At 63.0% G+C, this 26,243-nt stretch carries 21 protein-coding genes; 6 read left to right on the plus strand and 15 right to left on the minus strand.

The window, feature by feature from the left end:
- The first annotated feature begins 5 nt into the window (after positions 1-5).
- Positions 6-962 carry a 50S ribosomal protein L11 methyltransferase gene (locus IQ25_RS17460; protein WP_144907558.1) on the plus strand — a complete coding sequence of 319 codons (957 nt, stop codon included), beginning with the start codon at positions 6-8 and terminating at the stop codon, positions 960-962.
- A gap of 65 nt (positions 963-1,027) precedes the next feature.
- Positions 1,028-1,825, plus strand: a complete 798-nt coding sequence (locus IQ25_RS17465) for an enoyl-CoA hydratase/isomerase family protein (RefSeq protein WP_144907559.1) — start codon at positions 1,028-1,030, stop codon at positions 1,823-1,825.
- On the opposite strand, the gene IQ25_RS17470 is transcribed toward IQ25_RS17465, so the two are convergent.
- From IQ25_RS17470 to recN, 6 genes are read right to left on the minus strand one after another with little or no spacing between them, the layout of a single operon-like run.
- Positions 1,810-2,313 (minus strand): CinA family protein, encoded by a 504-nt coding sequence (locus IQ25_RS17470; RefSeq protein ID WP_144907560.1) that lies wholly within the window; start codon positions 2,311-2,313, stop codon positions 1,810-1,812. The genes IQ25_RS17465 and IQ25_RS17470 overlap by 16 nt on opposite strands.
- 16 nt (positions 2,314-2,329) lie before the next feature.
- Positions 2,330-2,956, minus strand: a complete 627-nt coding sequence (locus IQ25_RS17475) for a LysE family translocator (protein WP_144907561.1) — start codon at positions 2,954-2,956, stop codon at positions 2,330-2,332.
- A 6-nt stretch (positions 2,957-2,962) separates the two neighbouring features.
- Positions 2,963-5,029: an NAD-dependent DNA ligase LigA gene (ligA, locus tag IQ25_RS17480; RefSeq protein WP_407070604.1), complete on the minus strand. Its 2,067-nt coding sequence runs from the start codon at positions 5,027-5,029 to the stop codon at positions 2,963-2,965.
- A complete protein-coding gene (locus IQ25_RS17485; RefSeq protein WP_181447271.1) occupies positions 5,029-5,712 on the minus strand; it encodes a GNAT family N-acetyltransferase in 684 nt (227 codons plus the stop codon). The genes ligA and IQ25_RS17485 overlap by 1 nt, the downstream gene beginning before the upstream one ends.
- Positions 5,713-5,719: 7 nt before the next feature.
- Complete coding sequence (locus tag IQ25_RS17490) at positions 5,720-6,103, minus strand: putative quinol monooxygenase (protein ID WP_258537065.1); 384 nt, start codon at positions 6,101-6,103, stop codon at positions 5,720-5,722.
- Positions 6,100-7,764 carry a DNA repair protein RecN gene (recN, locus tag IQ25_RS17495; protein ID WP_144907563.1) on the minus strand — a complete coding sequence of 555 codons (1,665 nt, stop codon included), beginning with the start codon at positions 7,762-7,764 and terminating at the stop codon, positions 6,100-6,102. The genes IQ25_RS17490 and recN overlap by 4 nt, the downstream gene beginning before the upstream one ends.
- 147 nt (positions 7,765-7,911) lie before the next feature.
- Here recN and IQ25_RS17500 point away from each other — a divergent pair, with 147 nt between their 5' ends.
- The 3 genes from IQ25_RS17500 (at position 7,912) to IQ25_RS17510 (ending at position 10,931) form a co-directional block, all read left to right on the plus strand.
- Positions 7,912-8,823, plus strand: a complete 912-nt coding sequence (locus IQ25_RS17500; protein ID WP_144907564.1) for a UDP-2,3-diacylglucosamine diphosphatase — start codon at positions 7,912-7,914, stop codon at positions 8,821-8,823.
- Complete coding sequence (locus IQ25_RS17505; RefSeq protein ID WP_144907565.1) at positions 8,820-9,884, plus strand: glycosyltransferase family 4 protein; 1,065 nt, start codon at positions 8,820-8,822, stop codon at positions 9,882-9,884. The genes IQ25_RS17500 and IQ25_RS17505 overlap by 4 nt, the downstream gene beginning before the upstream one ends.
- Before the next feature lie 102 nt (positions 9,885-9,986).
- A complete protein-coding gene (locus tag IQ25_RS17510; protein WP_144907566.1) occupies positions 9,987-10,931 on the plus strand; it encodes a DUF481 domain-containing protein in 945 nt (314 codons plus the stop codon).
- 10 nt (positions 10,932-10,941) lie between these two features.
- On the opposite strand, the gene IQ25_RS17515 is transcribed toward IQ25_RS17510, so the two are convergent.
- The 8 genes from IQ25_RS17515 to IQ25_RS17550 form a co-directional block, all read right to left on the minus strand.
- A complete protein-coding gene (locus IQ25_RS17515; protein WP_181447272.1) occupies positions 10,942-11,748 on the minus strand; it encodes an outer membrane protein assembly factor BamD in 807 nt (268 codons plus the stop codon).
- A gap of 51 nt (positions 11,749-11,799) precedes the next feature.
- Complete coding sequence (locus tag IQ25_RS17520) at positions 11,800-12,234, minus strand: RrF2 family transcriptional regulator (protein WP_144907567.1); 435 nt, start codon at positions 12,232-12,234, stop codon at positions 11,800-11,802.
- A 56-nt stretch (positions 12,235-12,290) separates the two neighbouring features.
- Positions 12,291-15,869, minus strand: a complete 3,579-nt coding sequence (locus IQ25_RS17525; RefSeq protein WP_144907568.1) for a hydantoinase B/oxoprolinase family protein — start codon at positions 15,867-15,869, stop codon at positions 12,291-12,293.
- Positions 15,870-16,016: 147 nt separating this feature from the next.
- On the minus strand, positions 16,017-19,421 hold the full coding sequence (locus tag IQ25_RS17530) for a glycosyl hydrolase (protein WP_144907569.1): 3,405 nt from the start codon (positions 19,419-19,421) through the stop codon (positions 16,017-16,019).
- Positions 19,422-19,457: 36 nt separating this feature from the next.
- Positions 19,458-20,750 carry a TIM barrel protein gene (locus IQ25_RS17535; RefSeq protein WP_144907570.1) on the minus strand — a complete coding sequence of 431 codons (1,293 nt, stop codon included), beginning with the start codon at positions 20,748-20,750 and terminating at the stop codon, positions 19,458-19,460.
- 21 nt (positions 20,751-20,771) lie between these two features.
- Positions 20,772-22,880, minus strand: coding sequence for a bifunctional rhamnulose-1-phosphate aldolase/short-chain dehydrogenase (locus IQ25_RS17540; RefSeq protein ID WP_144907571.1), 2,109 nt, complete (start codon positions 22,878-22,880; stop codon positions 20,772-20,774).
- Positions 22,881-23,055: 175 nt separating this feature from the next.
- Positions 23,056-23,448, minus strand: a complete 393-nt coding sequence (locus IQ25_RS17545) for a c-type cytochrome (RefSeq protein ID WP_144907572.1) — start codon at positions 23,446-23,448, stop codon at positions 23,056-23,058.
- 62 nt (positions 23,449-23,510) lie between these two features.
- A complete protein-coding gene (locus IQ25_RS17550) occupies positions 23,511-23,990 on the minus strand; it encodes a MarR family winged helix-turn-helix transcriptional regulator (protein WP_158637784.1) in 480 nt (159 codons plus the stop codon).
- Positions 23,991-23,992: 2 nt separating this feature from the next.
- Between IQ25_RS17550 and IQ25_RS17555 the strand changes: the two genes are divergently transcribed.
- Complete coding sequence (locus IQ25_RS17555) at positions 23,993-24,736, plus strand: DUF3237 domain-containing protein (RefSeq protein ID WP_246415554.1); 744 nt, start codon at positions 23,993-23,995, stop codon at positions 24,734-24,736.
- Between the two features lie 4 nt (positions 24,737-24,740).
- Here IQ25_RS17555 and IQ25_RS17560 read toward each other — a convergent pair whose 3' ends face one another.
- Entirely contained in the window at positions 24,741-26,207 is a 1,467-nt protein-coding gene (locus IQ25_RS17560; protein ID WP_144907575.1) for an ATP-binding protein, read from the minus strand.
- Positions 26,208-26,243 lie beyond the last annotated feature (36 nt).

The following is a 26,243-nucleotide window of genomic DNA, read 5'->3' on the forward strand; positions in this document are numbered from 1 at the left end:
GCGAAATGAGCTGGAAAGTCACCGTATTCGCTCCGCGCGATGTTATTCAGGCAGCGCTGATCGCGCATGAGGATGCCTGGGACTGGGACCACGATATCGTCATCGCAGGTAGCGAGATCGCGGAGGACAAGCCCGACGACTGGCAGCTCGAGGCCTGGCTCGATCGCAAGCCGACCAAGGCCGACCAGAATGCCATTGCCGACCTGTTCGAAGGAACGCCCCCCAAGCTCGATATCGAGAAGCTGCCCGATACTGACTGGGTAACATTGAGCCAGCAGGGCGTCGAACCGATCCGCGAAGGCGTGTTCCACGTCCATACTCCTGAATATCCCCCCCTCGCCGAGCGTGGCGTGCGTGACTTCGTCATCCCTGCCAGCCAGGCCTTCGGCACTGGCCAGCACGCGACGACCGCAGGTTGCCTTGCCATGCTTACCCACATGAAGCAGCAGGGCGTGACTGTGCGAAACCTGGCCGACATCGGCACCGGAACCGGGCTGCTCGGCTTTGCGGGGCTCCACCTGTGGCCAACCGCCCGCGCGACTGCGAGCGACATAGATGCGGTGTGCGGCCCGGTGGTTGCAGAGAACGCAGCCAACAACGGGATCCGTCTCGGGGATGGTATAGGGCGCATGGCCATGGTGATCGCGGCCGGCATGGACCACCCGCTGCTCGAAGCCGCTGGCCCCTATGACCTGCTCATCGCCAACATCCTTGCGGGACCACTTGTTGAATTGGCTCCGGACTTTGCCCGCGCAGTCGTGCCGGGCGGGAGCGTGCTTCTGGCCGGACTGCTCGAGACGCAGGAAGCTACCGTGCGTGCGGCTTATCGCAAGGCTGGCCTGCGGCTCGCAGCGCGGATGGTGCGCGGCGATTGGTCCATCCTGTGGCTGAGACGCAGGGCCGGTGGCAGCGTGCGGGCAAGCAGGGTTGGCGCCCTGCCGGAATGGTCCAAGCGCTGGTAATACCCGAAGGGGCTTGTGCATCGCGTCCGCCCGCTTAATCATTCGATTAAGGTGGGAGATGCGAGATGGATTACGAGACCTTCACTGTCGAAAAGCGCGGCGCGGCAGATTGGTTGACGCTCAATCGGCCTGAGGTGCTGAACGCCATCTCACTGCAGATGGTGCACGAGCTTTCAGACTATTTCGGCAAGCTGTTCCATGATCGCGAGACGCACGTGGTTGTCCTGCGTGGTGCGGGAAAGGCGTTCTGCGCGGGGCTCGACATCAAGGAGCGTTCGGAGAACCGCGAGCAGATCCCTTTTGCCGGCGGGTTCGGCTTCCAGGGCTATCTCGCAGACGTCTATCTCAGGATGCGGCGATGCCCGCAGCCGATCATCAGCCTGGTTCACGGCGCAGCTTGCGGTGGCGGATTCTCGTTCGTGCTGGCCTCAGACATCCGCATTGCTGGTGAGAGTGCGAAGATGAACGCAGCTTTCATCAAGCTTGGGCTATCGGCCTGCGACATGGGCTGCAGCTATTTCCTGCCGCGTCTTGTCGGCACTTCGGTTGCAAGCGAACTGATGCTGACCGGGCGCTTCATCCATGCGCCGCGCGCATTGGCGACCGGGCTCGTCTCTGAGGTCGTACCAGACGAACAGCTCGAAGCTGTCGGCCAGACGTATGTCGACGACCTGCTGGCAGCCTCACCAATGGGGCTGAGGATGACCAAGGAGGGCCTTAACCTTGCCATCGATGCGCCCAGCCTTGAAGCGGCCATGGCGATCGAAAACCGTAACCAGCTGATGACTTCGGCAAGCCCGAACTTCCGGGAAGGCATGCAGGCATTCCTCGAGAAGCGAAAGCCCGACTACGTTCCCGAGTGAGAGGCCAGTGAATCTCGCAAGAGGCCAAGGGCCGCGGCCGTGAAGGCCTGCATGTTGGCAAGGCGATCGTCGCTTTCGGTAAGAATGCGGACCGAGGCTTCATGTCCACCCGGCCCGACTACGCCGATCGCGCTGGTCCCAGAGGCGACGCCGCGGGGATGCGAACTGCCGCCGGAAGCCCCTGTCTCGGCAATGCCCCAGTCGGCGCTGTAACGTTCGCGGATCAGACGGGCCTGTGCGAGTGCATAGTCTTCCTGCGCAGAGCTGTAGCCGCGCAACGAGCCCGGTGCATGACCCAGAACGATGCGCCGCCCTTTGAGGGTATAAATCACCCCGCCACCGAGATAGAACGCTGATGCCCCCGGCATGGCAAGTAGGCTCGCGGAGATCAGGCCTCCAGTCGATCCGTCGACGACCGCGATGGTCTGCTTGCGTGCCTTGAGCATTGCACCCGCTTCGGCGCCAATGGCAGCGAGATGTTCCAGCATCGGTGCAAATCCCCCGTCAGGTCCGCGAAAGCAGCATACCGATACCGAAAGCTGCAAACACGCCCCCGGTTACGCGGTTGAACAGGGTCTGCATGCTCGGCCGTGTCATAGCCCGCGCAATCGTCCGGCCGCCGAGCGCGTAGACGAAGAACCACGAAATCTCGATCACACCGAACGTAAAAACCATGATCGCGAACTGGGGCACTTCGGGCCGCGAGGAATCGATGAACTGCGGCAGGAAAGCTGCGGCAAAGAGCAGTGCCTTGGGGTTGGAAATACCCACGCCAAACGCAGTCCGGAAAATGCGGGCGGAAGAAAGTGCCGGCTCCTCGCCCGATTCAGCCAAATCGACCTTCGTTGCGCGCGTGGTCCACGCCTTGTAGCCCAGCCACAGCAGATAGCCTGCGCCCAGAATGCGAAGAACGGTGAAGGCACCGGGCAAGGCAGTGAGAACTGCCGTCAATCCCATTGCCGACGCCGTGAGCAGGCTGAGCACGGCAAGAAAGCAGCCCGCCATGGCAAACAACGTCCTGCGCAGGCCGAGTTCGACGCTACGGCTCATGATATGAAGCATGTTTGGACCGGGCGAGCCCGAAATGAAGAAAACCGTGACCGCAAACAACCACCAGGTATGGAATGCCATGGCCGTTTATCCCGCGGCCTTGACGATTTCGGCCCAGGCAGCCTCATCGATGACTTCGATGCCCAGCGCGGCAGCCTGCTTCAGTTTCGACCCGGCACCGGGACCGGCAACGACAAGGTCGGTCTTGGCCGAAACCGAACCGGCAGCGCGGGCACCGAGGGCTTCGGCCTGCGCCTTGGCCTCGTCGCGGCTCATGGTCTCGAGCTTGCCGGTAAACACAATGGTCTTTCCGGCAACTGCGCTGTCCTTCGTCTCAACCACGTAGGGCGGAGGAGAAACCTCGGAGAGCAGATCCTCCCATACCGCGATATTGTGCGGTTCGTGGAAGAAATCCCCCAGCGCTTCGACCACGACGGGGCCGACCCCTTCGATGGACAGCAGTTCAGCCGTGGCATCGCCACCTTCCCGCGCGGCGATGGCTGCATCCCCCAACGCGGGCAGCGTGACAAAGCGCTTCATCAGATCACGTGCTGTCACCGCACCGACATGGCGGATCCCGAGGCCGAACAGCAGGCGCGCCGCGTCAGGCTCACGCTTTGCCTCGATCGCTGCCAACAGGTTGTCCACAGACTTGTCCTTCCAGCCTTCGCGCCCGACAATGTCGCTACGGCGCTTGCGCAGGCGGAAGATGTCAGCCGGGCTTTCGAGCCAGCCGAGCTGGAAGAATTCGATGATCGTCTTTTCGCCCAGTCCTTCGATATCAAGTGCGGCGCGGCTGACGAAGTGCTTGAGGCGCTCGACACGCTGGGCGGGGCAGATCAGCCCGCCGGTGCAGCGAACATCGACCTCGCCTTCTTCCGCCACGGCTTCGGACTGGCATTCGGGGCAATGGTCGGGGAAGCGGTAGGGATCGCGCGGTTCGTCGCGCGTGAGGTTTTCAACCACTTGCGGGATGACATCGCCCGCACGCTGGAGAACGATGCGGTCACCGACGCGAAGACCGAGGCGGCCGATCTCGTCGCGGTTATGCAAAGTGACGTTGGTGACGGTAACGCCGCCGACAAGCACTGGCTTGAGGCGCCCGACCGGCGTCAGCTTGCCCGTGCGGCCGACCTGAATGTCTATCGCCTCGAGCGTGGTCTCGGCCTGTTCGGCTGGGAACTTGTGGGCGATGCCCCAGCGTGGCGCCTTCGCAACGAAGCCGAGACGCTCCTGCCAGTCAAGCCGGTCAACCTTGTAGACGACCCCGTCGATATCATAGGGGAGATCGGCGCGCTGCGCGCCGATGGAGCGATAGTGCGCGACCATTTCCGCAGCCGACGAGCAGCGCACCAGCAGTGGCGACACCGGTACGCCCCAGTCCGCGATCTTGCGCATCATCTCGAACTGGGTGGCTGCCGGAACTTCGCTCGCTGCGCCCCATCCATGGGCAAGAAAGCGCAAGGGACGGGCAGCAGTTACGCTGGCGTCCTTCTGGCGCAGCGATCCCGCGGCAGCATTGCGGGGATTGGCAAAAATCTTGTCGCCCGTTTCGGCTTGCCGGGTATTGAGTGCAAGGAAGTCTGCCTTCGACATGTAGACTTCGCCACGGATCTCGAAGACGGCGGGGATATCGAAGAGGCCCGCTCCCTTCAGCTCCTGCGGGATGTCGGCAATATGCGCGACATTCGCAGTCACATCCTCACCCACCTGCCCGTCACCGCGCGTGGCGGCGCGCACCAGCCTGCCGTTTTCGTAACGGAGGGAGCAAGACAGGCCGTCGATCTTGTCCTCGGCGGTCATCACCACTTCGGCGCCCTCGGGCAGGGCAAGAAAGCGGCGGACGCGAGCGACGAAGTCCTCGACCTCGTCATCGGTGAAAGCGTTGTCGAGGCTCATCATGCGAACCTCGTGCGCTACTTTGCGCAAAGGCGAGGACGCGACTTCATGGCCGACCTGTGCGCTCGGGCTGTCGGGCCGGATCAGGTGCGGAAATGCGGCTTCGAGCTCGGCATTGCGGCGGACAAGCGCATCGTACTCGGCGTCGCTGATCTCGGGCGCGTCCTCGGCATGATAGAGCCGGTTGTGCTTGGCGATCTGCCGCGCGAGACGCATCAGTTCGTTGGCCGCATCGGCCTCGGTAATCTCGATCATCATTCAGGTCCAAGCAGCGTGGCAACCATCGCGCGGCGGGCGCGGAAGCCGAGGCTTTCGTAAAGGCGTATGGCGGAGGCGTTGGTTGCGTAGCTGTGCAAGTACGGCACTTCTCCGCGTGCGGCCATGCCTGCCATGACCTTGCGGATCAGCCGTGCCGCAAGCCCTTGCCCGCGAAACTCGGGCCAGGTGCAGACGCCACTCACTTCCGCCAGATTGGCTGTGGGCCGCATGCGCTCCCCCGCCATCGCGGCGAGCCGACCGTTTATGCGGACCCCATGGAACTGGCCGTAGCGCCAGGTTTGCGCCGCCCAAGGCCCGGGTTCTGTCGCCAGAGCAAGATCGGCCATCTGTGCCGCATCAGCTTCGCCCAGAGGCACGATCTCAGGATCGTCGAAAGCGGCAATCGGCCCCTCAGCGATCATCTGGAGAAGCGGGGCTTCGCGCAGGACTTTCAGGCCCTGCGGCGCCGGAAATGCGTCAGTTTCGACCAGCCAGACCTCACCGCCAAGCATATGGTCGCGCAGGGTGTCTTCCGCCCCCGGCGAGACGGCTGCGAAGGGGCCAAATCTGGGGTCGAGACGGCGCACAGCGCCCTGCCCCACATCCAGCGACCGTTGCGGCCCGCCCAGCGAATGCCACACGGGACGGTCCAGAACTTCGATATCCGAAAGCGGCTTCATGACGGCGTCAACGCTTGCCTCCAGCCGCTTCCACTTCTGCGCGCGCGCCAAAGCCCGAAATGATCGGGCGAGCCTTGCGGATGGCTTCCTGCACCTGCGGAAGAGCCAGGCTTGCCTTGTGCGAGGCTTCGTCCTTCCACACCTCGGTGATCCAGATGCTGTTCTCGTCCGCCTTGTCGCGCCAGATCTGGTAGGCGAGATTGCCCGGCATGGCATTGCTGCCTTCAGCCAGATAGCCGATCAATTCCTCGCGTTTGCCCGGTGCCGCCATGATCTGGCCGATGAGCGCATAAGTGGTTGCAGGATCGATCTCTTCCATGGTCCATCCCTTGAGGGGTAGCAGTGCGACGGCGGCCGCTCCGCCAACGAAGGTACGGCGCGAATAGATCACGCTCGTTCCAGCAGCCGGTCAGCCTGCGCGCGAGCCTCGGCCGTGACTTCTGCGCCCGACAGCATTCGGGCGATCTCTTCCTTGCGGGCAGCAGCGTCGAGCAGGTTTACCGACGTGCGCGTCACGGTACCCTCGGAGGACTTGGCGATCATGTAATGCCGGTCTCCGCGCGCGGCGACTTGCGGGCTATGGGTTACCGCCAGCAACTGGCCACCGCTGGCAAGACGCGACAGGCGATCGCCGATGGCGCTTGCGACGGCACCGCCGACCCCGCGGTCGATCTCGTCAAAGATGATCGTTGCGGCCCCGCCCTCTTCTGCCAGCGCAACCTTGAGCGCGAGGATGAAGCGCGAGAGTTCGCCGCCCGAGGCAATCTTTCCCAGTGGAGCGAAGTCTGCGCCGGGGTTGGTGGAAATCAGGAATTCAACCGCATCGATACCGCCCGCGCCCCAGCGATCCTCAGGGAGGCGAAGCACAGCGGTGTGGAATTTCGCCGAATCGAGCTTCAACGGGGCGAGTTCGGCGGCGACGGCCTTGTCGAGGCGGCGGGCTGCTTCGGCGCGCTGTACAGACAGCGTCTCCGCCTTTGCCTGATAATCGAGCGCGGCTTCGCGTGCAGCGCGCTCCAGCCCTGAAATCTGCGCCTCGCCGCCTTCGATGGCATCAAGCGCACTGCGCATCTCGGCCATCTTGTGCGGAAGATCGTCAACCGTGCATGCATGCTTCCGGGCCACGGCGCGCAATTCGAAAAGGCGTGTCTCTATCCGGTCAAGCAGCGCCGGGTCGTGGGCCAGCGCCTCAGCTGCGCGGGCAAGCTTGTCTTCCGCCTCACCCGCTTCGATGACCGCCCGGTCAAGCGCCTCAAGCGCTTCGGCCAACATCGGATGCTCACCGGCGATACGATCGAGCCTGCGCGCAGCGCTTCGCAAGGTTGCAAGCGCAGAATCTGACCCTTCCCACAGGCGCTGCAGTTCGACGAGATCGCCTGAAAGCCGCTCTCCCTTCTGCATGTCCGCCCGCTGTCCGGCGAGGTCCTCCTCCTCACCCAACACCGGGGCAAGCGCATTGAGTTCGGCAAGATGAGCCAGAAGCAGGTCCTGCTCCTCGGCAGCGCGCGAAACTGCAGCGCGGGCGGTGGCGAGCGCATCTTCGGCCTTGCGCCACTTCACCCATGCGCCCTCGACGCCCGCAACGTCTGCCCCGGCGTAGCGATCGAGCAGGGCGCGGTGACCGCGTGCGTTCACGAGACCGCGATCGTCATGCTGGCCGTGCAGTTCGACAAGGCTTCGGGCAAGCTCACGCAGCAGCGCAACTCCGACTGGCTGATCATTGACGAAGGCCTTCGAGCCACCATCAGCGCGCACGCGGCGCTTGATGATCAGGGGCTCCCCCGGTTCCAAGTCGACCTCCGCCTCACCCAGCGCAGAGCGTATCGCAGCGGGCATGCGGTCAAACTCAAAAGTGGCGGTAACGCTGGCCTGATCCTCGCCCGCACGGACTAGGCCGCTGTCCGCGCGATCGCCGAGAATAAGACCGAGGGCATCGAGCAGGATCGACTTGCCCGCGCCGGTTTCGCCCGTCAGCACGCCCAGCCCCGTGGCGAAGGTGAGATCGAGCGCCTCGATGAGTACGACGTTACGGATCGACAGGCTGGTGAGCATCGCGCGATTCTCTAGCCGGTTGCGCTGCGCTCGTCCACGCAAGGCTGCGGCATTCGTTCACCACTTGTTTCATTGCGGTGACACAGTGCCACACGCCCGCAACGCGAATCCGGCAGGGCCATATCCGACATGGAGAAAGGTTCGCTCATGGCATCCCGTGCGAAGCTCGACGGCAAGTCGCCGTTCAAATCCGCCGCCGATCTGGTTTCCTCGGCCCCCGCCTGGCTCGACCTGCCCGAACCGCGCGGCTTCCGGCCAAAGCGCAAGTATCGCACGGTATGGATTTCGGACATCCACCTCGGCACGCGGGGCTGCAATGCCACGCTGTTGCTCGATTTCCTGACCGCTATCGAATGCGAGACGCTCTATCTTGTTGGCGATATCGTCGACGGATGGCGGCTGAGCAAGGGCTGGTACTGGCCCGACGCCCACAACGAAGTCATCCGCAGAATCCTCAAGATGGCACATCGTGGCACGCGGGTGATCCTGATCGCGGGCAATCACGACGAAATGTTGCGGCCCTATGCGGGCATGAGCTTTGGCGGGGTGGAACTGGCGCTGGAGATGATCCACGAGACGGCCGATGGACGCCGCCTGCTGGTGACGCATGGGGACGGGTTCGACGGCGTGGTGCTCTATGCCCGCTGGCTCGCCTTCCTCGGCGACAAGGCCTATTCGTTGCTGCTGCGGGCGAACGTGCTGTTCAATGCCGTCCGCCGACGGATGAAGATGCCATACTGGTCGCTCTCGGCCTATCTCAAGAAAAAGGTCAAGAACGCGGTCCAGTTCGTCTGCGACTTTGAGGAAGCCGTAGCGCACGCCGCTCGCGACATGGGCGTCGACGGCGTGGTCTGCGGCCATATTCACTGCGCCGAAATCCGTCAGATCGGCGACATCACCTATTACAACGACGGCGACTGGGTCGAAAGCTGCACGGCGCTCGCCGAGGATTTCGACGGCGCGATGTCGATCATCGACTGGGCTGAGGAGAGCCGCCGGACAGCAGCCCTGAAGGCGGTGCTCAAGCCCATCCCGCAACTCGAGGAGGAACCCGCATGAGGATCGCCATTTGCACCGACGCCTGGCACCCCCAGGTAAATGGCGTAGTCCGCACCTTGGCGGCGACAGTCGACCGGCTGATCGCATACGGTCACGAGGTCGAACTGGTGACACCGAGCCAGTTCCGTACGATGCCCATGCCCGGCTACGGCGAGATTCGCCTGGCCATGCTGCCACGTTTCGGCACGCGCCGCACGCTTTCCGATTTCGCGCCCGATGTGGTCCATATCGCCACCGAAGGCCCGATTGGCTGGAGCGCGCGCAGCTGGTGCAAGGCGAACGGCGTGCCGTTCACCAGCGCCTTCCATACCCGCTTTCCTGAATATGCCGCCGTGCGCACGGGCCTGAGCGTCAACCGTTTCTGGCCGGTCATGCGCCGGTTCCACGGGCCGAGCCGGGCGGTGCTGGTATCCACACCGAGCCTCGCCGACGAACTGGCACAGCAGGGCATTAAGCAAACGCGGCTGTGGACACGCGGCATTGATCGCGACCTGTTCGTGCCGGGGCGCGAGCCGCTGCCCGAGTTGGCCGACCTCCCTCGCCCGATCATGCTCAACGTGGGCCGTGCTGCGATCGAAAAGAACCTGGTGGCATTCCTCGAGGCGGATGTTCCGGGCACGAAAGTGGTCGTGGGCAGCGGGCCGGATCTGATGCGGCTGCAGGCCCGCTTTCCCGAAGCGGTGTTCCTTGGCGCGCGGCATGGGGAAGACCTGGCTCGCGCCTATTGCTCTGCAGACGTCTTTGTCTTCCCGAGCCGGACCGACACCTTCGGTCTGGTGATGATCGAGGCCATGGCTTGCGGCGTGCCCGTCGCGGCATTTCCGGTGCCGGGGCCATTGGACGTGGTCGGCTCGCAAGGACGTGGCCCAGCCAACGATCTGCCGATGCAGATAGGCGCGCTCGACGAAGACCTCTCGCTAGCCATCAACAAGGCGCTGCGGTGCGACCGGCTTGGCGCGGCAGTTCAAGGCGCGCGTTACAACTGGGACCGTGCAACCGAACAGTTTCTCGCCGCCGTAAGCCAAGCGATCCAACCCGTGCGTGAGATGGAACCTGCCTGAACTGAATTCTGATTATCTCATGATAACAAGGCATTGATGACAAAGCTGTGGCAAGGCCGCGCGCCTGCGTGTTAAGGGCGCGGACATGGAATGGTCTTACCCATGATTGGCATTGCAGCACTTTCCTTCGCCCTTGTCGCGACAACCGCTGAACCGGTTGCCAGCGATGCAGCTTTGCCAGCAGGCGTAGCCGAAATGATCGATGCCGCGCTCTCATCGGGTGATCAGGCGGAAGTCGAGGCGGTACTGCGCGCGGCGCGACGTGCCTACCCGGCAGCGGGTGAAGCCATCGATCATCGAGTCGCCGCTTGGAAGGCGACGCGGCTGGTTTCGACTCCCACGCCTGCTGCGGCAGTGCCCGTGAAGGCGACGACTTCAGCTTCGGAACCACCTGCGCTGGTCCGTGCGGTCAAATGGACTGGCGAAGGCGAAGCCGGGGCTTTTGCGAATACTGGAAACGCGCCAGGAATCGGGCTGGTCGGCGGATTCAAGTTGCTGGTCGAAGGCGAAAACTGGCGGGTCGGCACGACGGCCCGGGCCGATTATCAGGAAACAGACAGCGTAGTAACGCGCGAGCAGTACCGTTTCTCGGCCGAGCCCAACTACAAGTTCGACGATCGCGGCTATCTCTACGGGCTCGGCCAGTACGAGAAGGACCGCTTTCAGGGCTTTGCCTCGCGCTACAGCATCTCGGGCGGCCTCGGCTACAGTGTGCTGAAAGACGAAGGTGCAAAGCTGAGCGTCAAGGCAGGGCCGGCATGGCGAGTCACCAATGCCGTAGGTGGTGAGCGCGAATCGGTCGTCGCTGGCCTTGCCTCACTGGAAGCCAAGGTGAAGCTCGGGCCTGGCCTCGAATATAGTCAGGACGCCAGCGCCTACGTCGATGCGCAAGGCAGCACGTTCTACACCCTCGCCGCGCTCGATTCGCGCCTTATCGGCAAGCTCAAGGCGCGGCTATCGTACATGGTGCAGCACGAGACTGCACCGGAACTGGGTCGCTTGGGGACGGACACGACCAGCAGGTTGACGCTGGTCTACGGCTTCTGAACGGCCAGTTTCAGACGGCCTTCGTGCCCGGCGCGTACTTGTTCATCAGCTCGAATGAACGTTCGTACCACTTGCTGCCGGGGTAGTTGGTGCCGAGCACCGCAGCGGCCTTCTGCGCTTCTTCGGGCAGGCCGAGCGTCAGGTAGCTTTCAACGAGACGGTAGAGCGCTTCGGGCGCGTGGCTGGTGGTCTGGTACTTTTCCGCGACCGTGCGGAAACGAAGCGTGCCTGCAAGCCACTTGCCGCTGCGCTGGTACATGCGACCGATCTCCATCTCCTTACCAGCAAGGTGATCGTTGATCAGGTCGATCTTGAGGCGCGCGTCGGCGGCGTAGTCGGTGTTGGGATAGCGGCGGACCAGCTCGTTCATCGCGGTCAGCGCCTGCTGGGTGATCTTCTGGTCACGCGTGACGTCGGAGATCTGCTCGTAATAGCAAAGCGCCACGAGATAGTAGGCGTAAGGCGCGTCCTTGTTGCCCGGGTGGATCGACAGGAAACGCTGTGCCGACTGGACCGACTTGGAATAATCGCGCGCCGCATAGTAGCTGAACGCGCTCATCAGCTGTGCGCGGCGCGCCCAGGGCGAATAGGGGTGCTGGCGCTCGACTTCATCGAACAGGGCCGCAGCCTGTTTGGCATCGCCACGATCGAGGCGATCCTTGGCGGCGGTGTAGAGCGTATCGACGTCGCGCGCGACGTAGGCCACGTCCTTCTTCTTGTTTCCGCCGCCTGCACAACCGGCAGTGACGCCCATGGCGACGGTGGCTGCAGCAAGGACGGCGAAGCGCATGGAGCGGCGCATGTCGAGGACGTTCATGCCGACCCTATAGCCAGCCGGTTCCTGAACGCCAAGTGAAGTTACTGCGTTTTACGCGTCGGCGAAGGGCGCTTCGACCGCGATCGGATCGGCAAGTGTGATACGGTCGAGGATCGCGGCGGTTTCGTCGCGCAATTGCAGCATGAGCCCACGCAGGCGGCATTCCGCCTCGGGCAGGCAATTGTTGCAGTGTTCGTGGGCATTACGCGCGGCGCAAGGGACCAGGGCGAGGCTGCCGCGGGTCAGACGGATGATGTCGCCATAGCGGATATCGACCGGTGGAAGCGCGAGTTCGTAGCCACCATCCCTGCCCCGATGTGAAATGACGATGCCTTCACGCGCCATTTCCGAGAGGATGACCGTGAGGAATTTGCGCGGAATGTTCTGCGCCTCTGCGATGTCATCCAGACGCACCGGCCCCTGGCCGAAAGTGTCGGCAAGGTGTTGCAGCGCCCGGATCGAATATCGCGTCTTTTGCGAAAGCATGCGAAAGAAATGGCCACTCGCGCGCGAATGTCAACGTGCGCGGTAGAATTACCTGTTCAGGTCTTGCCGTATCCGCCACCGCCGGGGGATTCGATCACGAAGACGTCGCCGGGTTCCATATTTGCCGAAGCAGTTGCGGGCAGGACTTCGACCGTTCCGTCAGCCCGCTCAATCCGGTTGATGCCGCAGGCTCCGGCGCCGCCACCAGCAAGGCCGAACGGCGGCACAACGCGTCGGTTGGCAAGGATGCCGGCGTCCATCGCTTCGAGGAAGCGAACGCGGCGGATGGCACCGTCGCCGCCACGGTACGCGCCCTTGCCGCCCGAGCCTTGCCGAATGGCGAAGGCTTCGATCAGCACCGGGAAACGTGTTTCAAGCACTTCAGGATCGGTCAGGCGTGAATTAGTCATGTGGGTCTGGACGACGCTGGCACCATCGAAATCGGGTCCGGCCCCTGACCCGCCTGCGATCGTCTCGTAATACTGGTGGCGTTCGTTGCCGAAGGTGAAGTTGTTCATCGTCCCCTGCGCCGCAGCCATCGCGCCGAGCGCGCCGAACAGCGCATCGGTGACGACCTGACTGGTCTCGACATTGCCCGCGACAACAGCCGCAGGGGCGCGGGGGTGGAGCATCGAGGCTTCCGGCACGATCAGGCGGATCGGGCGCAGGCATCCTTCGTTCATTGGCACAGCATCGTCGATCAGGCAGCGAACGACGTAAAGCACGGCTGCGCGGACGACGGGGAGCGGGGCGTTGAAGTTGTCGGTGAGCTGCGGGCTGGAGCCGGTGAAGTCAATGGTTGCTTGCGCCTTGTCGCGATCAAAGGTGACGGCGACGGAAACCTTCGCGCCATTGTCCATGGCGTAGGTGAATGCACCGTCTGACAAGCGTCCGATCAGCGCACGCACAGCGCGTTCGGCGTGGTCCTGCACATGTGCCATGTAGGCATCGACGGTGGCGCGGCCCTGCTCCGCGGCGAGGCGCACGAGTTCAGCAGAGCCGCGGGTGCACGCGGCAAGCTGGGCCTTGAGATCAGCGATGTTGAGATCGATCGCGCGTGACGGGTGCGGTCCACTGGCCAGCAGAGAGCGCAGTTCGGCTTCGCACAGGCGGCCTTCGTCAACCAGCAGGACATTATCGAGCAGGACGCCTTCGTCGTCGAGCGTGCGGCTGTCGGGCGGCATCGAGCCGGGAGCGATGCCGCCGATGTCGGCGTGGTGGCCGCGCGCGGCGACGAACCATGCAGGTCCTTGGCGGTCGTCGGGCGTAAAGACGGGCATGACGACGGTAACATCGGGCAGATGCGTTCCGCCATCATAGGGCGCGTTGAGAACATAGGCATCCCCGCGGCGGATGCCGCGACCGTCGATGCTGCGCCGGGAAAGGATCGTGCGCACGCTCTCGCCCATCGAGCCGAGGTGGACCGGCATGTGCGGGGCATTGGCGATGAGGTTGCCAGCGCGGTCAAAAAGGGCGCAGGAGAAATCGAGCCGTTCGCGGATGTTGACCGAGCGGGCCGAGTGTTGGAGCGCAGCGCCCATTTCCTCGGCAACGGCCATGAACAGCCCGCCCATCACCTCGAGCCGAACGGGATCGAGAGCGGTGTGGTCTGCGACCTTGGCCGCGCGCGGCTGCGTGCGGGTGAGGATCAGGTTGCCGATCGCGTCAACACGCGCCTGCCACTCCGGCTCGACCACGATGGTGCTGACCGGATCGACGATCAGCGCGGGGCCGACGACCGTGCTTCCGGTGGCCAGATCCTCGCGCCTCCACAGTGGTGCGTCGTGAGGGCGGTCGGCGGTGTGGAGCACGACGGTTTCTATGGGTGCGCCGCTGGCCAGCGGCAGCGCGGCCACCGCAACTTGCGCGTGGGCACTGGGCAGGATTGCCTCGACGCGCAGGGAATCGATGACGACATCGTCGTCGACGGCGAAGCCGAAGCGGGATTGCCATTGCTTGGCGAAATCGGTCCGGATGGTGTCGAGCGGACCGATGGGGACCTCGAGAACGGATTCGCTGCGCTTGGGACGAATGTTGAGCGTGACTTCGGCATGGGATGCCTCGCCCAAAGTGGAAGTTGCTTCCTTGGCAAGACGGGCAGCAAGGACTTGCGCTTCGCCAAGTCCTGGGGCGTCAAGAAGTACGCCCAAGCTGGCCTCGCGAATGGCTCGTCGGTCGGCAAGGCCCATGCCATAGGCCGATAGCACCGAGGCGAGCGGGTGGCATTGGATGGTGTCGATCCCCAGCGCATCGGCGACAAGACAGGCATGCTGCCCCCCTGCCCCGCCGAAGCACGCCAGCGTGGCACGGGTGACATCGTGCCCTCGCCGGACAGACACGGCCTTGATTGCATTGGCCATGTTGGCGACCGCGATGGCGAGGAAGCCTTCGGCGACCTGTTCAGGCGCCATCGCCTGCCCAGTGGCGGCTGTGATTTCCTCGCACAGCGTGGCGAAGCGAGCAGCAACGGCATCACGGCTCAGCGGTTCTCTGCCTGAAGGGCCGAAGACGTGCGGGAAATGCGCCGGTTGCAGTTTGCCGAGCAGCACGTTGCAGTCGGTCAGAGCAAGCGGGCCGTCGCGACGATAGCTGGCGGGGCCCGGCACTGCTCCGGCAGACTCGGGGCCGACGATCAGCCGCGTGCCGTCAAACCGGCAGATCGAGCCGCCGCCTGCCGCGACGGTGTGGATGCGCATCATCGGCACGCGCAGTCGCACGCCCGCCACGCGCGCCTCGCTCTCGCGCTCGTACCGGCCCGAAAACCACGAGACGTCAGTCGAAGTGCCGCCCATGTCGAAACCGACGACGGCGTCGAAACCGGCTGCTCTGGCTGTCGCCGCCATGCCAACGATGCCCCCTGCCGGCCCCGACAGGACCGCGTCCTTGCCCCGGAACGAAGCCGCATCGGCAAGCCCGCCGCCCGACTGCATGAACAGGGCTGACACGTCAGGCCCGAGGCCTTCTGTCAGCCCCGCGATGTAGTGATCAAGGACCGGCGACAGATAAGCGTCCGCTACCGTGGTATCGCCGCGCGAGATAAGGCGGATGAGCGGGGCAACTTCGTGGCTGACCGAAATCTGCGAGAATCCGATTTCTCTCGCGATACTGGCCAGCGCGCGTTCATGGGCCGGGTAGTTCCAACCATGCATAAGCACGATGGCGATGGCGCGAAGACCACGATTGTATGCCGCTTGCAGGCCCGCACGGGCATGAGCTTCATCGAAGACCAACTCCACCGTGCCATCAGCCCTCACCCGCTCGACGATTTCGAGGACTTCGCAGGCGAGCGGTTTGGGCAGATCAATCCGGCGAGCAAAGATGTCGGGCCGCTCCTGCGTACCGATGCGCAGGGAATCGCCGAAGCCGCGCGTAATGGCCAGCAAGACAGGTTCGCCCTTGCGTTCGAGCAGGGCGTTGGTGGCAACGGTCGTGCCGAGACGCAGTTCAGCGCGAGGCAGCGGACCGGCAAATGTTCCGGTAAGCCGCCGCATCGCCTCCACTGCAGCATCGCCGTAGCGGCCCGGGTCTTCGGAGAGAAGCTTGGTGCGGTGAAGCTTTCCGGCAGGGTCGATCGCAACCACGTCGGTAAACGTGCCGCCCCGATCCACCCAGAATTTCCAGTCTCCACATGTCACGCCCGGCTCCTTAGCGGTGCCGGGCGTGTGGCGCCATGCCTGCGTTGCGACCCGTAAGGCTCTTTGGGCCGATGACGGGAAACATGTCTGAAATTTAGGTCAGCGCCATATGGCTTTTCGACACAATTCCGCGTCTCGGAGCTCATCTCATTTTCTGGAAATGGTCTGTCCTTCCAGCGTGACAGGACCGATCAAGCCTGACGGGCGGAGCGGTGCATTGGCGGAGTACGTCGGGATCGCGGTCCACGTGACCTTTGTCGCCCCAGCTTGCGCATCGCCGATCAGGCGGTTGACCCAGAGGTTGGCGACCTTCACCTCGATGGCATTGGCACCCTTCTTCACGAACTTCGAGACATTGACGCGATAGGGCTTGTGCCAGGCGTAACCGGCATGGCGACCATTGACGGAGACTTCGGCAATCTCGCCGACATCGCCGAGATTGATCCATAGCGGTTGGCCGGGCTTTGCTCCCATGGGCAAGGTAAATGTGGATGAGTACGTCGCGAGACCAGAGAAGTACTTCAGGCCCTGATCGGCCTGCTCCGTGAGCGATGCGAGCTTGGATAGCGTAAGTGACGGCGGTGCCCCCCGCCTGGGTTGCAGGGCGACCTTCCACGATCCCTCAAGCGTCGACAGCGGTACTGGTGCGAGCTTCTTGATTGCCAGCGCATCGGTTGCGGCTGCCTTGCGGAACACGACAAAGACCGAGCTTTCGGGATCAAGCGTGAGTGGGACGATCGTCTGGCCATTCTCGATGCGATAGGAGACGGCTTCCGTCAGGCCGGTATCGGCATGCCAGAGCTCGGGCTGCTTGCCGGTGACGCGGAAGCGGGCCTCGACGGTTTCGGGCGCGGCGTTACGGTTGTTGAGGAACCAGATGTCACCATCGCTCACCGCTCGGTGGACGAACAGGATCTCGGCATTCTCAGACTTGCCCGATAGCACGAGATCCGGCCCAACGCCTGCGCCTGCCAACGCTTCATCGATCGACGACGACGTGATGACCTGGCCCTTGCCCACCTTGGTCGTCGGTGCGCCACTCCAAAGTTTGCTGACGAGCGCCGCGTACTCAGCCGGATCGTCGCCCAATGCGGGCGAGGCGACCGGTGCCTTCCCGACGAGTGTGGCCCCGGCCTCGACCAGTCCAGCAAGACGGCGGAGCGTCGGCAAGGTCATCTTCTGCGAGGACCCGCCGAGCTGGATCGCCTTGTACCGCGCCCCGCCCTTGCTGACGACTTCCCCGCCCTGCACCTCGACCGCGTCGAAAAGCGCGTCGCGGTTTATGAAGTCCCATGCATGGACCTTCGGGGCATCATCAATCAGCTTCTTTCCGTAGAGCCCGGTGATAGGGCCCTCCTCGCCGTAGAAGTAAGCGACATCGGCCACGTTGCGGCCAGCCTGCAGCAGCAGCGAGGAACGCGCCATGTAATCGACCCAAGGCCTCGCCAGTTCCGCCCATGCCTCGTGCCGGTTGAAGAACTGGCCGAAGATCATGAGCGACATGCCCGGCACCTTGTCGTCGACCGGCTGGTGAACGGACGTGTGGACGACAGGCCGATTAATGCCGGTGGCGAACTCAAGGTCGATGATGCGGCGCAACTCGTTAGGCGCGTAAGCCCATGGGGCGAGCGCGGAAGTCATCGATTCTGCCGCTACAAGATTTTGACCGTAAATGTGCGCAACCGAGGCGGCGCCCTTCATGTCCGCAATGTAGCTGGGATTTGGGCCGGTCTTACGACCGAAAGTCCAAAGCGCGGCCATGGGTACGTCAGCGTGCGACCGCATCGACATGTCATCGCCAAGCGAAGGGCGGTTGTCCTCAAGCGCTTCACCATAGACTTTCAGGCCATTCTCGTGCGCGACCTTGGCGACCGTGCCGTAATGCTCGGACGCCATCAGGTCGGCAAGAGTCTGGCGATAATCGCGCAGGAAGCGATCCGACTGTTCGCGTGTACCGATGAGCACGCCTGCGAGGGCCGGAAGGTAGGGCGTCGGATCATAGCCGCGCAGACGCTTGAACTGATCGACCATCCTAGGTGTCCAGTTCGCTGCGCCTACTTCGATGGAATCGGTAAGGATCGCCCTCACCCCGCGCTTTCCAATCAGGTCTGGCCCGGCCGCGTCGCGGTACATGCCGATGTAATGCTCGAGATACCGACGCACCGCATCGCCATCAAACTTGTCGACTTCGAGGCCAGTCGCTTCGGGCGGCGCTGGATGGTTTGTGGTGCCGAGCAAGCTCGCGCCTAAGCGGATTATGCGCCAACGGCCTTTGGGTGGGGTCCAGTCGAGCGAGCCATCACTCTTGAGCATCGACGTAAGGTCGATGACCTTGGCTGGATCGATGCCGACCGTGCCGCTTTCTGGAACTGTGAGTGCATCATAGTCCTGCACGACCGCGAATCCGGCCTTGCTTTCGAACTGGTCAATCTGCGGTTCGGACGAGAGGCGAAACTGGCGGATGTCAAAGGGCGCACGGGCGGCAGCGGCCATCATCTCGACAAAGCCACCGGAAGGGGCAAGGCCGGGCACCGGATCGCCCATATTGGAGCCTTTGAACGGCAGAGGGGCCAGCACGAGGCGGAAATGTTTCGCGGTAGCCGGTGAAAAGCCGACCGTCGAAGGTGCGGCGGTGATCGGGAAATCGGCGATCTTGCGCCAGAGCTGCCCGTCATCGCTCGCCTCGAGACTGGCTGTGACAGTGGGGCCGGAAAAGATGCCCTTGGCGCCAGGAATTGCAATCGTTGCAGAGCGGATAGTTTGTGGCTTAGCGTAGGTCGCAATCAGTGTAGTCGGCGCTTCTGGCGACCCGCGCGGGACAGTCACACCGCTGAGGAGCGAACTGTCGGACAAGACCGCGCCTTCGAGCGTTTTGCCTGCAGACGAGTACTTCGGCACGGCTTCGATGGACCTCAGATCCGGTACTGCGAACACGGCGATGTCACTGTAGTGCTGCGGTGCCTTGAAACCATGCTCGCCCGTCAACGCTGCAAGCGGATCGGAGATCGGCATATCGAAAAACGGACCAGTTGCAGATGGCGGTGCAGACAGCTTGCCAGTGAAGCGCTTGCCCCCCTTCAGCCGCGTTTCACTCCAGACGACCTTCTTCAGCCCGTCCTCGGCCTTGACCCAAGGCCCGCCGGTTTCCGACCAACCCGGTGAGGCAGCGATGGCAAGTTCGAGGCCAAGGCGATCGGCTTCGGCAGCCGCGAAGCGGAAGGCGTCCTTCCACTCCGGCGTCATGTAAACGAGACGCTTCTCGACCACCTGCGGTGTATCTAGCCCGGCATCGAAATTCTGCAACCCGCCGATGCCTACGCGCTTCATCCAAGCAAGGTCCTTGGCGATTCCGTCCTTGGTGATGTTGCCATTCATCCAGTGCCACCACACACGCGGACGTGCTTCAGCGGGTGGATCCTGGAACTGCTGTTCGAGGGCGTCGGCAGGGGCAGTAGCCTGCGCAGGCGTCGCGCTTTGGGCGGAGGCTACCGGAGTGAGCAAAGTGGTCGTGGCTAGGATCGTGGCGACCGTCAGGCCCCTGCGAATGGTCATGCTGCTCTCTCCGATTTCTTTTATGATTTTCAGGTGTCAGACAATGCCGGCACCGAGGCCGACCGCCTTGCGCTCCTGCGCCTTGCGGCTGCGGTACTGGCTGAGACGGTAGGCCTCGAGCACGTCGATCGCCCCGCCTGCTTCCAGCCTTGCCTTGGCAAGGATCGGGGCGACATCGACGTTATAGGCGCGGCGCAGCGCCTGAAAGGCCATCATCGTGTCATTCGATGCCTGCGCTTCGTGAAGGGCTTCGCGGTTGACCAGTTGCGCTTTAGCAAAGCACTGGGTGATGGTTTCGGCCGACGACAGCATGGACTCGATCGGGTCGGTCACGTTGTGCGACTGGTCGATCATGTAGCTGGGATTGAAGCCATCCCGCGGGTTGAGCTCAGCTTCGACCAGTTCGTTGAACACGAGGAACAACTGGTGCGGGTTGATCGAGCCGCTGTCGAGATCGTCATCTCCGTACTTGCTGTCGTTGAAGTGGAAGCCGCCAAGCTTGCCGAAGCGGTGGAGGCGCGCCACGATCTGCTCGATGTTCACGTTGGGCGCATGGTGGCCGAGATCGACCAGGCACTTGGCCTTCGGTCCCAGTTCCTGAGCGGCGAGGATGGAAGAGCCCCAGTCGCTGATGACAGTCGAGTAGAAAGCCGGTTCGAACATCTTGTGTTCGAGCAGCATGCGCCAGTCATCTGGCAGCGCGGCGTAGATCTTCGAGGCGGCTTCCAGATAGCGGTCGAGGCTTCGGCCGAGATCCTGCTGGCCTGGAAAGTTGGTCCCATCGCCTACCCACACGGTAAGGTCGGTGGAGCCTAGCTGCACGCCGATTTCGATGCATTCGATGTTGTGATCGACAGCCTGTTGGCGTGTCGCGGAATCCTGCGCGGCGAGCGAGCCGTTTGCGTAAGTGTGGGCCTGCCCCTGCTGGTCCTGAAAGGTGTTGGAATTGACCGCATCGAAGCCGAGGCCGAGGCTCGCCGCCTCTTCGCGGAGGGCTTTGTAGTCGCTGACCTTGTCCCAAGGGAAGTGCGGGCTGACGCGCGGCGTCACGCGGCTAAGCTGCTGGACGACCGCGCAATCCTCCAGCTTCTCGTGGATATTGGTCGGCTCGCCCGCAATCGGGAACTTGGCAAAGCGCGTGCCGCCGCGCCCTGCCCCCCACGAAGGCACAGCGACCGAAAAGCCGGCTACGCGCTCCTTGATCGCATCAATGTCGATGCCGGCGCGCGAGAGCTTGCGCCCGAGTGCGGCATAGTCGTCTTCCAAAGCCTCGGCATGGGCAGAATTGCGCTCGGCGATCAGGTCGGCCGAAATAGGCAGCTCAGTCATGTCTTGTGCTCTCCCGGAGACTTAGCGCGTAAAAGCCTGCGCGTTGCCCGCGTCGACGTTGATCATGTTGCCCGTCGACTTTGCGCTCATGTCCGAAGCGAGAAAATAGACGGCTTCGGCAATATCTTCAGGCAGGACATCGCGCTTGAGCATCGAACGCTGGCGGTAGTGCTCTTCCAGTTCTTTCCCGCTGTCGATGCCGTGGGCTCCGGCGCGTTCCTTGCGCCAGTCGCCGTCCCAGATACGGCTGCCCTTGATCACCGCATCGGGATTGACGACGTTGACGCGGATACCGTGGGGGGCGCCTTCAAGGGCGAGGCAACGCGCAAGATGGTTCGCTGCGGCCTTGGCTGATGCATAGGCGCTGGCATTGGTGGCTGCGGCAACGCCGTTCTTCGAACCGATGAACACGACAGATGCACCGCCCTGAGCCTTCATCCGCTTGAGCAGCGGCCAGGCCGCGCGGCTGGTTAGGAAGTAGCCCTGCGCCAGCACGTCGTAGTTGCGATTCCACAACTCGATCGTGGTTTCCTCAAGCGGGGCGGAACTGGCGATACCGGCATTGGCAACGAGGATATCAAGGCCGCCGAACTCGCGCGCGGCGAGGTCGAAGGCGGCTTGGACCTGTGCTTCGTCGGTCACATCGCAGACGGCAGCACGGACGACATCCTTGCCGAACTGCCTTGCGAACCCGGAGCGGACCTCTTCAACCGCTGCAGCATCACGGTCGGCCAGAACGACGCATGCCCCATCCCGAAGCAGACGGGCGGCCGTGGCTGCGCCGATGCCCCCTGCGCCGCCGGTCACGAGCGCGATCTTGCCGACCAGCGGCTTGGGCGCAGGCATGCGCTGAAGCTTGGCTTCCTCGAGCAGCCAGTACTCGATGTCGAAAGCTTCCTGCTCATCAAGCGCAATGTATTCACCGATGGCTTCAGCCCCGCGCATCACGTTGATGGCGTTGCCATAGAACTCGCCCGCGAGGCGTGCGGTGGTCTTGTCAGTGGCGAACGTGATGCGACCAACGCCCGGCACCAGCACGACGACGGGGTTGGAATCACGCATCGCGGGAGAGTTGGCGCGCTTGCAGCGTCCGTAATACGCGGCATAGAGCTTGCGATAGTCCGCGATCTTCTCCTCGAGATAGGCATCGTCCTGCAGGCGTGTGGGATCGAGCGTCAGCGGGGCGATCTTGGTGCGCAGAAAGTGATCGGGGCATGAGGTGCCAAGCGCGGCAAGGCGCTCGAAGTCGACGCTGCCAACGAACTCCAATGCCTCGGCATCGTCGGAAAAATGACCGAGCTTCTGGCGCGCGCCTGTCATGAAACCGCGCAGCCGAGGCATGAGGTCAGCCGCAATGACGGTGCGATCTGGGTTGGCCGCAATAGCCTGACCAGCAAATGCTGGCTTGCCCGCCAGCTTCCTATTCAGATAGTTCGCGGCATCGGCGATCAATTTGACGGTGTGCTCGTAGCAGGCTTTGGCGCTATCGGCCCAGCAGATGATCCCGTGGCCTGCGAGCATAACGCCTTCCACCTGCGGATTGGCCTTCACGTAATCGCGCAGCATCACGCCCAGCGTGTACCCCGGGCGCTTCCACGGTAGCCAGCCAATCCTTCCGCCCCAAATTTCCTGAGTCGCCGCCTGACCACCCGACGAAGCTGCCAGCGCGATGATCGCATCGGGGTGGACGTGATCGACATGCGCGAACGGAAGGAGCGAATGAAGCGGGGTGTCGATCGATGCCGCGCGACCGTTCAGGTTGAACGTGCAGTGCGGCAGGAAGCCGACCATCTTGTCGTCGTCATCAGGACCCGAATAGTGCGCCTCAAGCCCCAGCAGCTTTGCCTGATAGAGCGTAGCAAAGCCATCGAGCTTCATCGAGCCGATGTCGCCGCCCGATCCCTTGACCCACAGGACCTCAACCTTCGCGCCGGTCAGCGGATCAAGTTCCTCAAGCTTTGCGGACGTGTTGCCGCCGCCAAAATTGGTGACGGTGAGATCGGAACCAAGCAGGTTCGAGCGGTACAGCAGCAGTTCTGCGGGCGAAAGCGAGGCCGCAATGACATCGTCCCACCGGCTGGAAGGAACGGCAAAAGGCAGTGCAGCGGCAATCGGGGTATGGGCGTTCATGGCATCCCTGCAGACAAATATGCGCGGTTTCGCGGCGGTTGCAGAGTTGATAGCATTGTGCGCACAAACGATCAATAATGATCATTTATGATTGCTTCATTTCTCCTATCACAGCAAAAGCCCCCGCAGCCTGTCGGATGCGGGGGCCAAATTACCTTAAAATCAAGGCTGGAGATTAGCGCGCCGATTGCTGCAGGAATGCAATCAAATCTGCACGGTCCTGAGGATTCGCCAGCGGTGGAAAAGCCATGCGATTGCCGGGAACATACTTCGATGGACCGGACAAGAACGCGTCGAGAGATCCCGCGTCCCAGACCACAGCCTTGTCTTTCAAGGCTTGTGAGTAATTGAAGTTCGGCATCGTGCCCGAAGTACGCCCGACCACCCCCTTAAGCGAAGGTCCCAATCGCGTGGCGCCGGTGTTCAGATCATGGCAGGCTGCGCAGCGCGCATAGACCGACTTGCCTCGCACAGGATCACCCGCCGCGCTTCCGGCGGACTGGGCCATTACGCCCCCCGCAGCAGCAAGCGCGAAGGCGGCAATCACGCCGGGAATGATCTGCTTCATCGAAGGGAATCCTTTGTACATCGCTGCGAGATAGCAAGGATGCGATGTCCCCCGCCTGAACGTCAATCCTTCGCCGGAGCCGAGAGATAGAGCTTCATGAGGATGCGGAAAAGTTCGGACTTTTCCCGCGCCGTCAGCGCAGTCGTCAACTGCTCTTCATGTTCGGCAATGGCCTGACGCGATTTGGTGAGAACCTCGCGCCCCTCGTCGGTCAGCCACAGCCCACCGGCGCGTCGATCAAGCTTCGACGGCTCGTTGATCAGAAAGCCGTTCTTGATCAGTTGGCGCACGAACTGGTGAACCGTGGGGCGTTCGATCTGGAAGAAGCGCGAAAGATCGGTCTGCTTCACGCCCGGGTTGGCATTCACCAGCCAGAGGATCGCAACCTGCTTGGGCGTGACACTCAGCGGATCGAGCCGCTTTTCGAGACGGCTCACGAACAGCGTGTTGACCGTGCCGATGTGCAGCCCGAGGACCGAGTCGAGGTCGTCGAGATCAAGCTCGGGGACGACTGACTGGCGGGTTATCTCTGCCGTGGCCACGGATGGTCCTTCCAACGCAAGAAAGCGCGCAGCTTTCGGCCAATTTCTCAATTCCGGATGGAAAGCGCGCGGCGAACGGACTTTCCATTAGTAAAGCATACAAAGAGTGCAACGCCTTTTGTAATGCGGGAAGCCGCTTCGCGCCGCATTTGCGAACTGCAACTCCGTGCGGTCAGCGTGCCGAGACAACGGGAAATGGGAGAAAACAATTGAATATCAGAACTTTAATCCTCGTGATTGCGCTGGTGGGCGTGGGTTCGCCACTTCGCGCAGACGAAGGTACGCACGCACCTCCACCAACACTCTCTTACGCCTTTTCAGTGCGTGCAACGCTGGCTCCCCCCGTCGAGCAAGGAGAAGTGGACCAGGGTCGCAAGCGCTTCATTGCCATAACCGGAGGCACGGTGAGCGGACCGAAGCTTGCGGGCGAAGTGCTTCCGGGCGGTGGCGACTGGCAGGTCATCCTTCCCGGGGGACTTACCAGCATCGAGGCCCGGTACTTCCTCAAGGTGGCCGATGGCACCGTCATCGAAGTGACAAATCCCGGTGTGCGGACGGCAGCGCCAGAGGTCATCGAGAAACTGGCAAAGGGCGAGAACGTCGATCCGTCAGCCTACTACTTCCGCACGACGCCGCGCTTCTCGGTCAAGGCCGGGCCCCATGAATGGCTTCGGCGGCAGGTTTTCGTGGCCCGCGGCATCCGCAAGCCCGACAGCGTCGTGATCGACTTCTACAGCGTGGAATAGGACCTCAGGCCTCGACCGGAGCGGTAGTCAGGCCCAAGGCCGGAATGCCCACCGAGCGCCTGCCACCGTAATCAGTTCGTACGACGATCAGGTTGCTCTTTTCGAGGTGTTCCAACAGGCGCCGGATACGGCCTGAGGAACGCGTGCCATAGATCTCGGCGAGGCGCTCGTCATCAGGGCACGGCGCGCCATCGACGGCGGCGCGGGCGAGCGTCAGGAACGGAGCAAGCAGATCGTCAGGCACGTCCTTGCCGATGCGCAGGAGGTCCTGCCATTCCGAAGCCTTGTCGTCCGCGATACCTGCCACGGCCATGGCAAAGCGACGCCGGAACGCTCCGAGGTCCATGCCGGGCAATATCCGCAGCATCCGGCATCGCACGGTGAAGTCCTGATAGAGCTGCGCTGCAGGCTGGAACGTACAATCAGTCTCGGCGGCCATTTCCGTCAGGATCGAGGCGATGCTTGCAGCCGTCTCCTCGGCTTCGAACAGGCTCGGTGCAACGGGGGGCTCGACCTGTTCAGAAGCGGGAACATAGCCCTCGATCTGCTCAAGAAGCTCGCCACTTTCGGGCACGACCAATTCTGGCTCGGGCGGCCGCGGAGGCGGTTCCATGGCGAGGGGCTCTGACAAGAGGATTGATTCCATCTCTGCCCCGCCCGCGTTCGGAAGCGGCATCAAGCCCTGAATGACATTGCGCGCACGGGTCTGGACATCGGCAATGCGCACGCCGACCGGGCGGCGCGCGATGGCAGGGCCAAGCCCAAGGAAGTGACCGCGTTCAAGATCGCGGATCGTCTCGGCTTGCCGTCGTTCCATGCCAAGCAGATCGGCGGCGCGGGCCATGTCGATGTCCAGAAACGTGCGGCCCATCAGGAAGTTCGAGGCTTCTGCAGCCACGTTCTTGGCGAGTTTTGCAAGGCGCTGCGTGGCAATGACACCGGCCAGGCCGCGCTTGCGGCCACGGCACATGAGGTTTGTCATGGCCGATAGGCTGAGACGGCGCACTTCGTCGGACACGTCTCCAGCAGCAGCGGGTGCGAACATCTGCGCTTCGTCAACCACCACGAGTGCAGGATACCATTCGTCGCGCGGCGCATCGAACAAGGTGTTGAGGAACACGGCGGCACACCGCATCTGGGCTTCGAGTTCCAACCCATCAAGCGTCAGGATCACCGATGCGCGGTGCTTGCGGATGCGGGCGGCGAGCTTGGCGATCTCCGCGCCATCATAGGCCGAACCATCAACCACGACATGGCCGAACGCATCAGCCAGCGTGACGAAATCGCCTTCGGGATCGATCACCACCTGCTGGACGATGCTGGCGCTTTCCTCGAGCAACCGGCGCAGCAAATGCGACTTGCCCGACCCACTGTTGCCCTGCACCAGCAGGCGGGTGGCAAGCAGTTCCTCGACGTCGATCCTGACGGGGGCGCCGGACCGGTCGGCGCCGATGACGATATTTGCGCTCACGCAGGAGGCTCTGGCGAAGCCCACGAGAGTCGGCAA

It is taken from the genome of Novosphingobium taihuense, from assembly GCF_007830315.1.
In the GTDB taxonomy this organism is placed as follows: Bacteria; Pseudomonadota; Alphaproteobacteria; order Sphingomonadales; family Sphingomonadaceae; genus Novosphingobium; species Novosphingobium taihuense.

Bases quoted from the DNA above. Each gene is read 5' to 3' on its own strand.
- IQ25_RS17540 (WP_144907571.1), bottom strand. From the start codon at position 22,880: ATGAACGCCCATACCCCGATTGCCGCTGCACTGCCTTTTGCCGTTCCT.
- ligA (WP_407070604.1), bottom strand. From the start codon at position 5,029: ATGATCGAGATTACCGAGGCCGATGCGGCCAACGAACTGATGCGTCTC.
- IQ25_RS17460 (WP_144907558.1), top strand. From the start codon at position 6: ATGAGCTGGAAAGTCACCGTATTCGCTCCGCGCGATGTTATTCAGGCA.
- IQ25_RS17485 (WP_181447271.1), bottom strand. From the start codon at position 5,712: ATGAAGCCGCTTTCGGATATCGAAGTTCTGGACCGTCCCGTGTGGCAT.
- IQ25_RS17475 (WP_144907561.1), bottom strand. From the start codon at position 2,956: ATGGCATTCCATACCTGGTGGTTGTTTGCGGTCACGGTTTTCTTCATT.
- IQ25_RS17515 (WP_181447272.1), bottom strand. From the start codon at position 11,748: ATGAACGTCCTCGACATGCGCCGCTCCATGCGCTTCGCCGTCCTTGCT.
- IQ25_RS17530 (WP_144907569.1), bottom strand. From the start codon at position 19,421: ATGACCATTCGCAGGGGCCTGACGGTCGCCACGATCCTAGCCACGACC.
- IQ25_RS17510 (WP_144907566.1), top strand. From the start codon at position 9,987: ATGATTGGCATTGCAGCACTTTCCTTCGCCCTTGTCGCGACAACCGCT.
- IQ25_RS17520 (WP_144907567.1), bottom strand. From the start codon at position 12,234: ATGCTTTCGCAAAAGACGCGATATTCGATCCGGGCGCTGCAACACCTT.
- IQ25_RS17555 (WP_246415554.1), top strand. From the start codon at position 23,993: ATGGTCCTTCCAACGCAAGAAAGCGCGCAGCTTTCGGCCAATTTCTCA.
- IQ25_RS17470 (WP_144907560.1), bottom strand. From the start codon at position 2,313: ATGCTGGAACATCTCGCTGCCATTGGCGCCGAAGCGGGTGCAATGCTC.
- IQ25_RS17545 (WP_144907572.1), bottom strand. From the start codon at position 23,448: ATGAAGCAGATCATTCCCGGCGTGATTGCCGCCTTCGCGCTTGCTGCT.
- IQ25_RS17535 (WP_144907570.1), bottom strand. From the start codon at position 20,750: ATGACTGAGCTGCCTATTTCGGCCGACCTGATCGCCGAGCGCAATTCT.
- IQ25_RS17500 (WP_144907564.1), top strand. From the start codon at position 7,912: ATGGCATCCCGTGCGAAGCTCGACGGCAAGTCGCCGTTCAAATCCGCC.
- IQ25_RS17465 (WP_144907559.1), top strand. From the start codon at position 1,028: ATGGATTACGAGACCTTCACTGTCGAAAAGCGCGGCGCGGCAGATTGG.
- IQ25_RS17505 (WP_144907565.1), top strand. From the start codon at position 8,820: ATGAGGATCGCCATTTGCACCGACGCCTGGCACCCCCAGGTAAATGGC.
- recN (WP_144907563.1), bottom strand. From the start codon at position 7,764: ATGCTCACCAGCCTGTCGATCCGTAACGTCGTACTCATCGAGGCGCTC.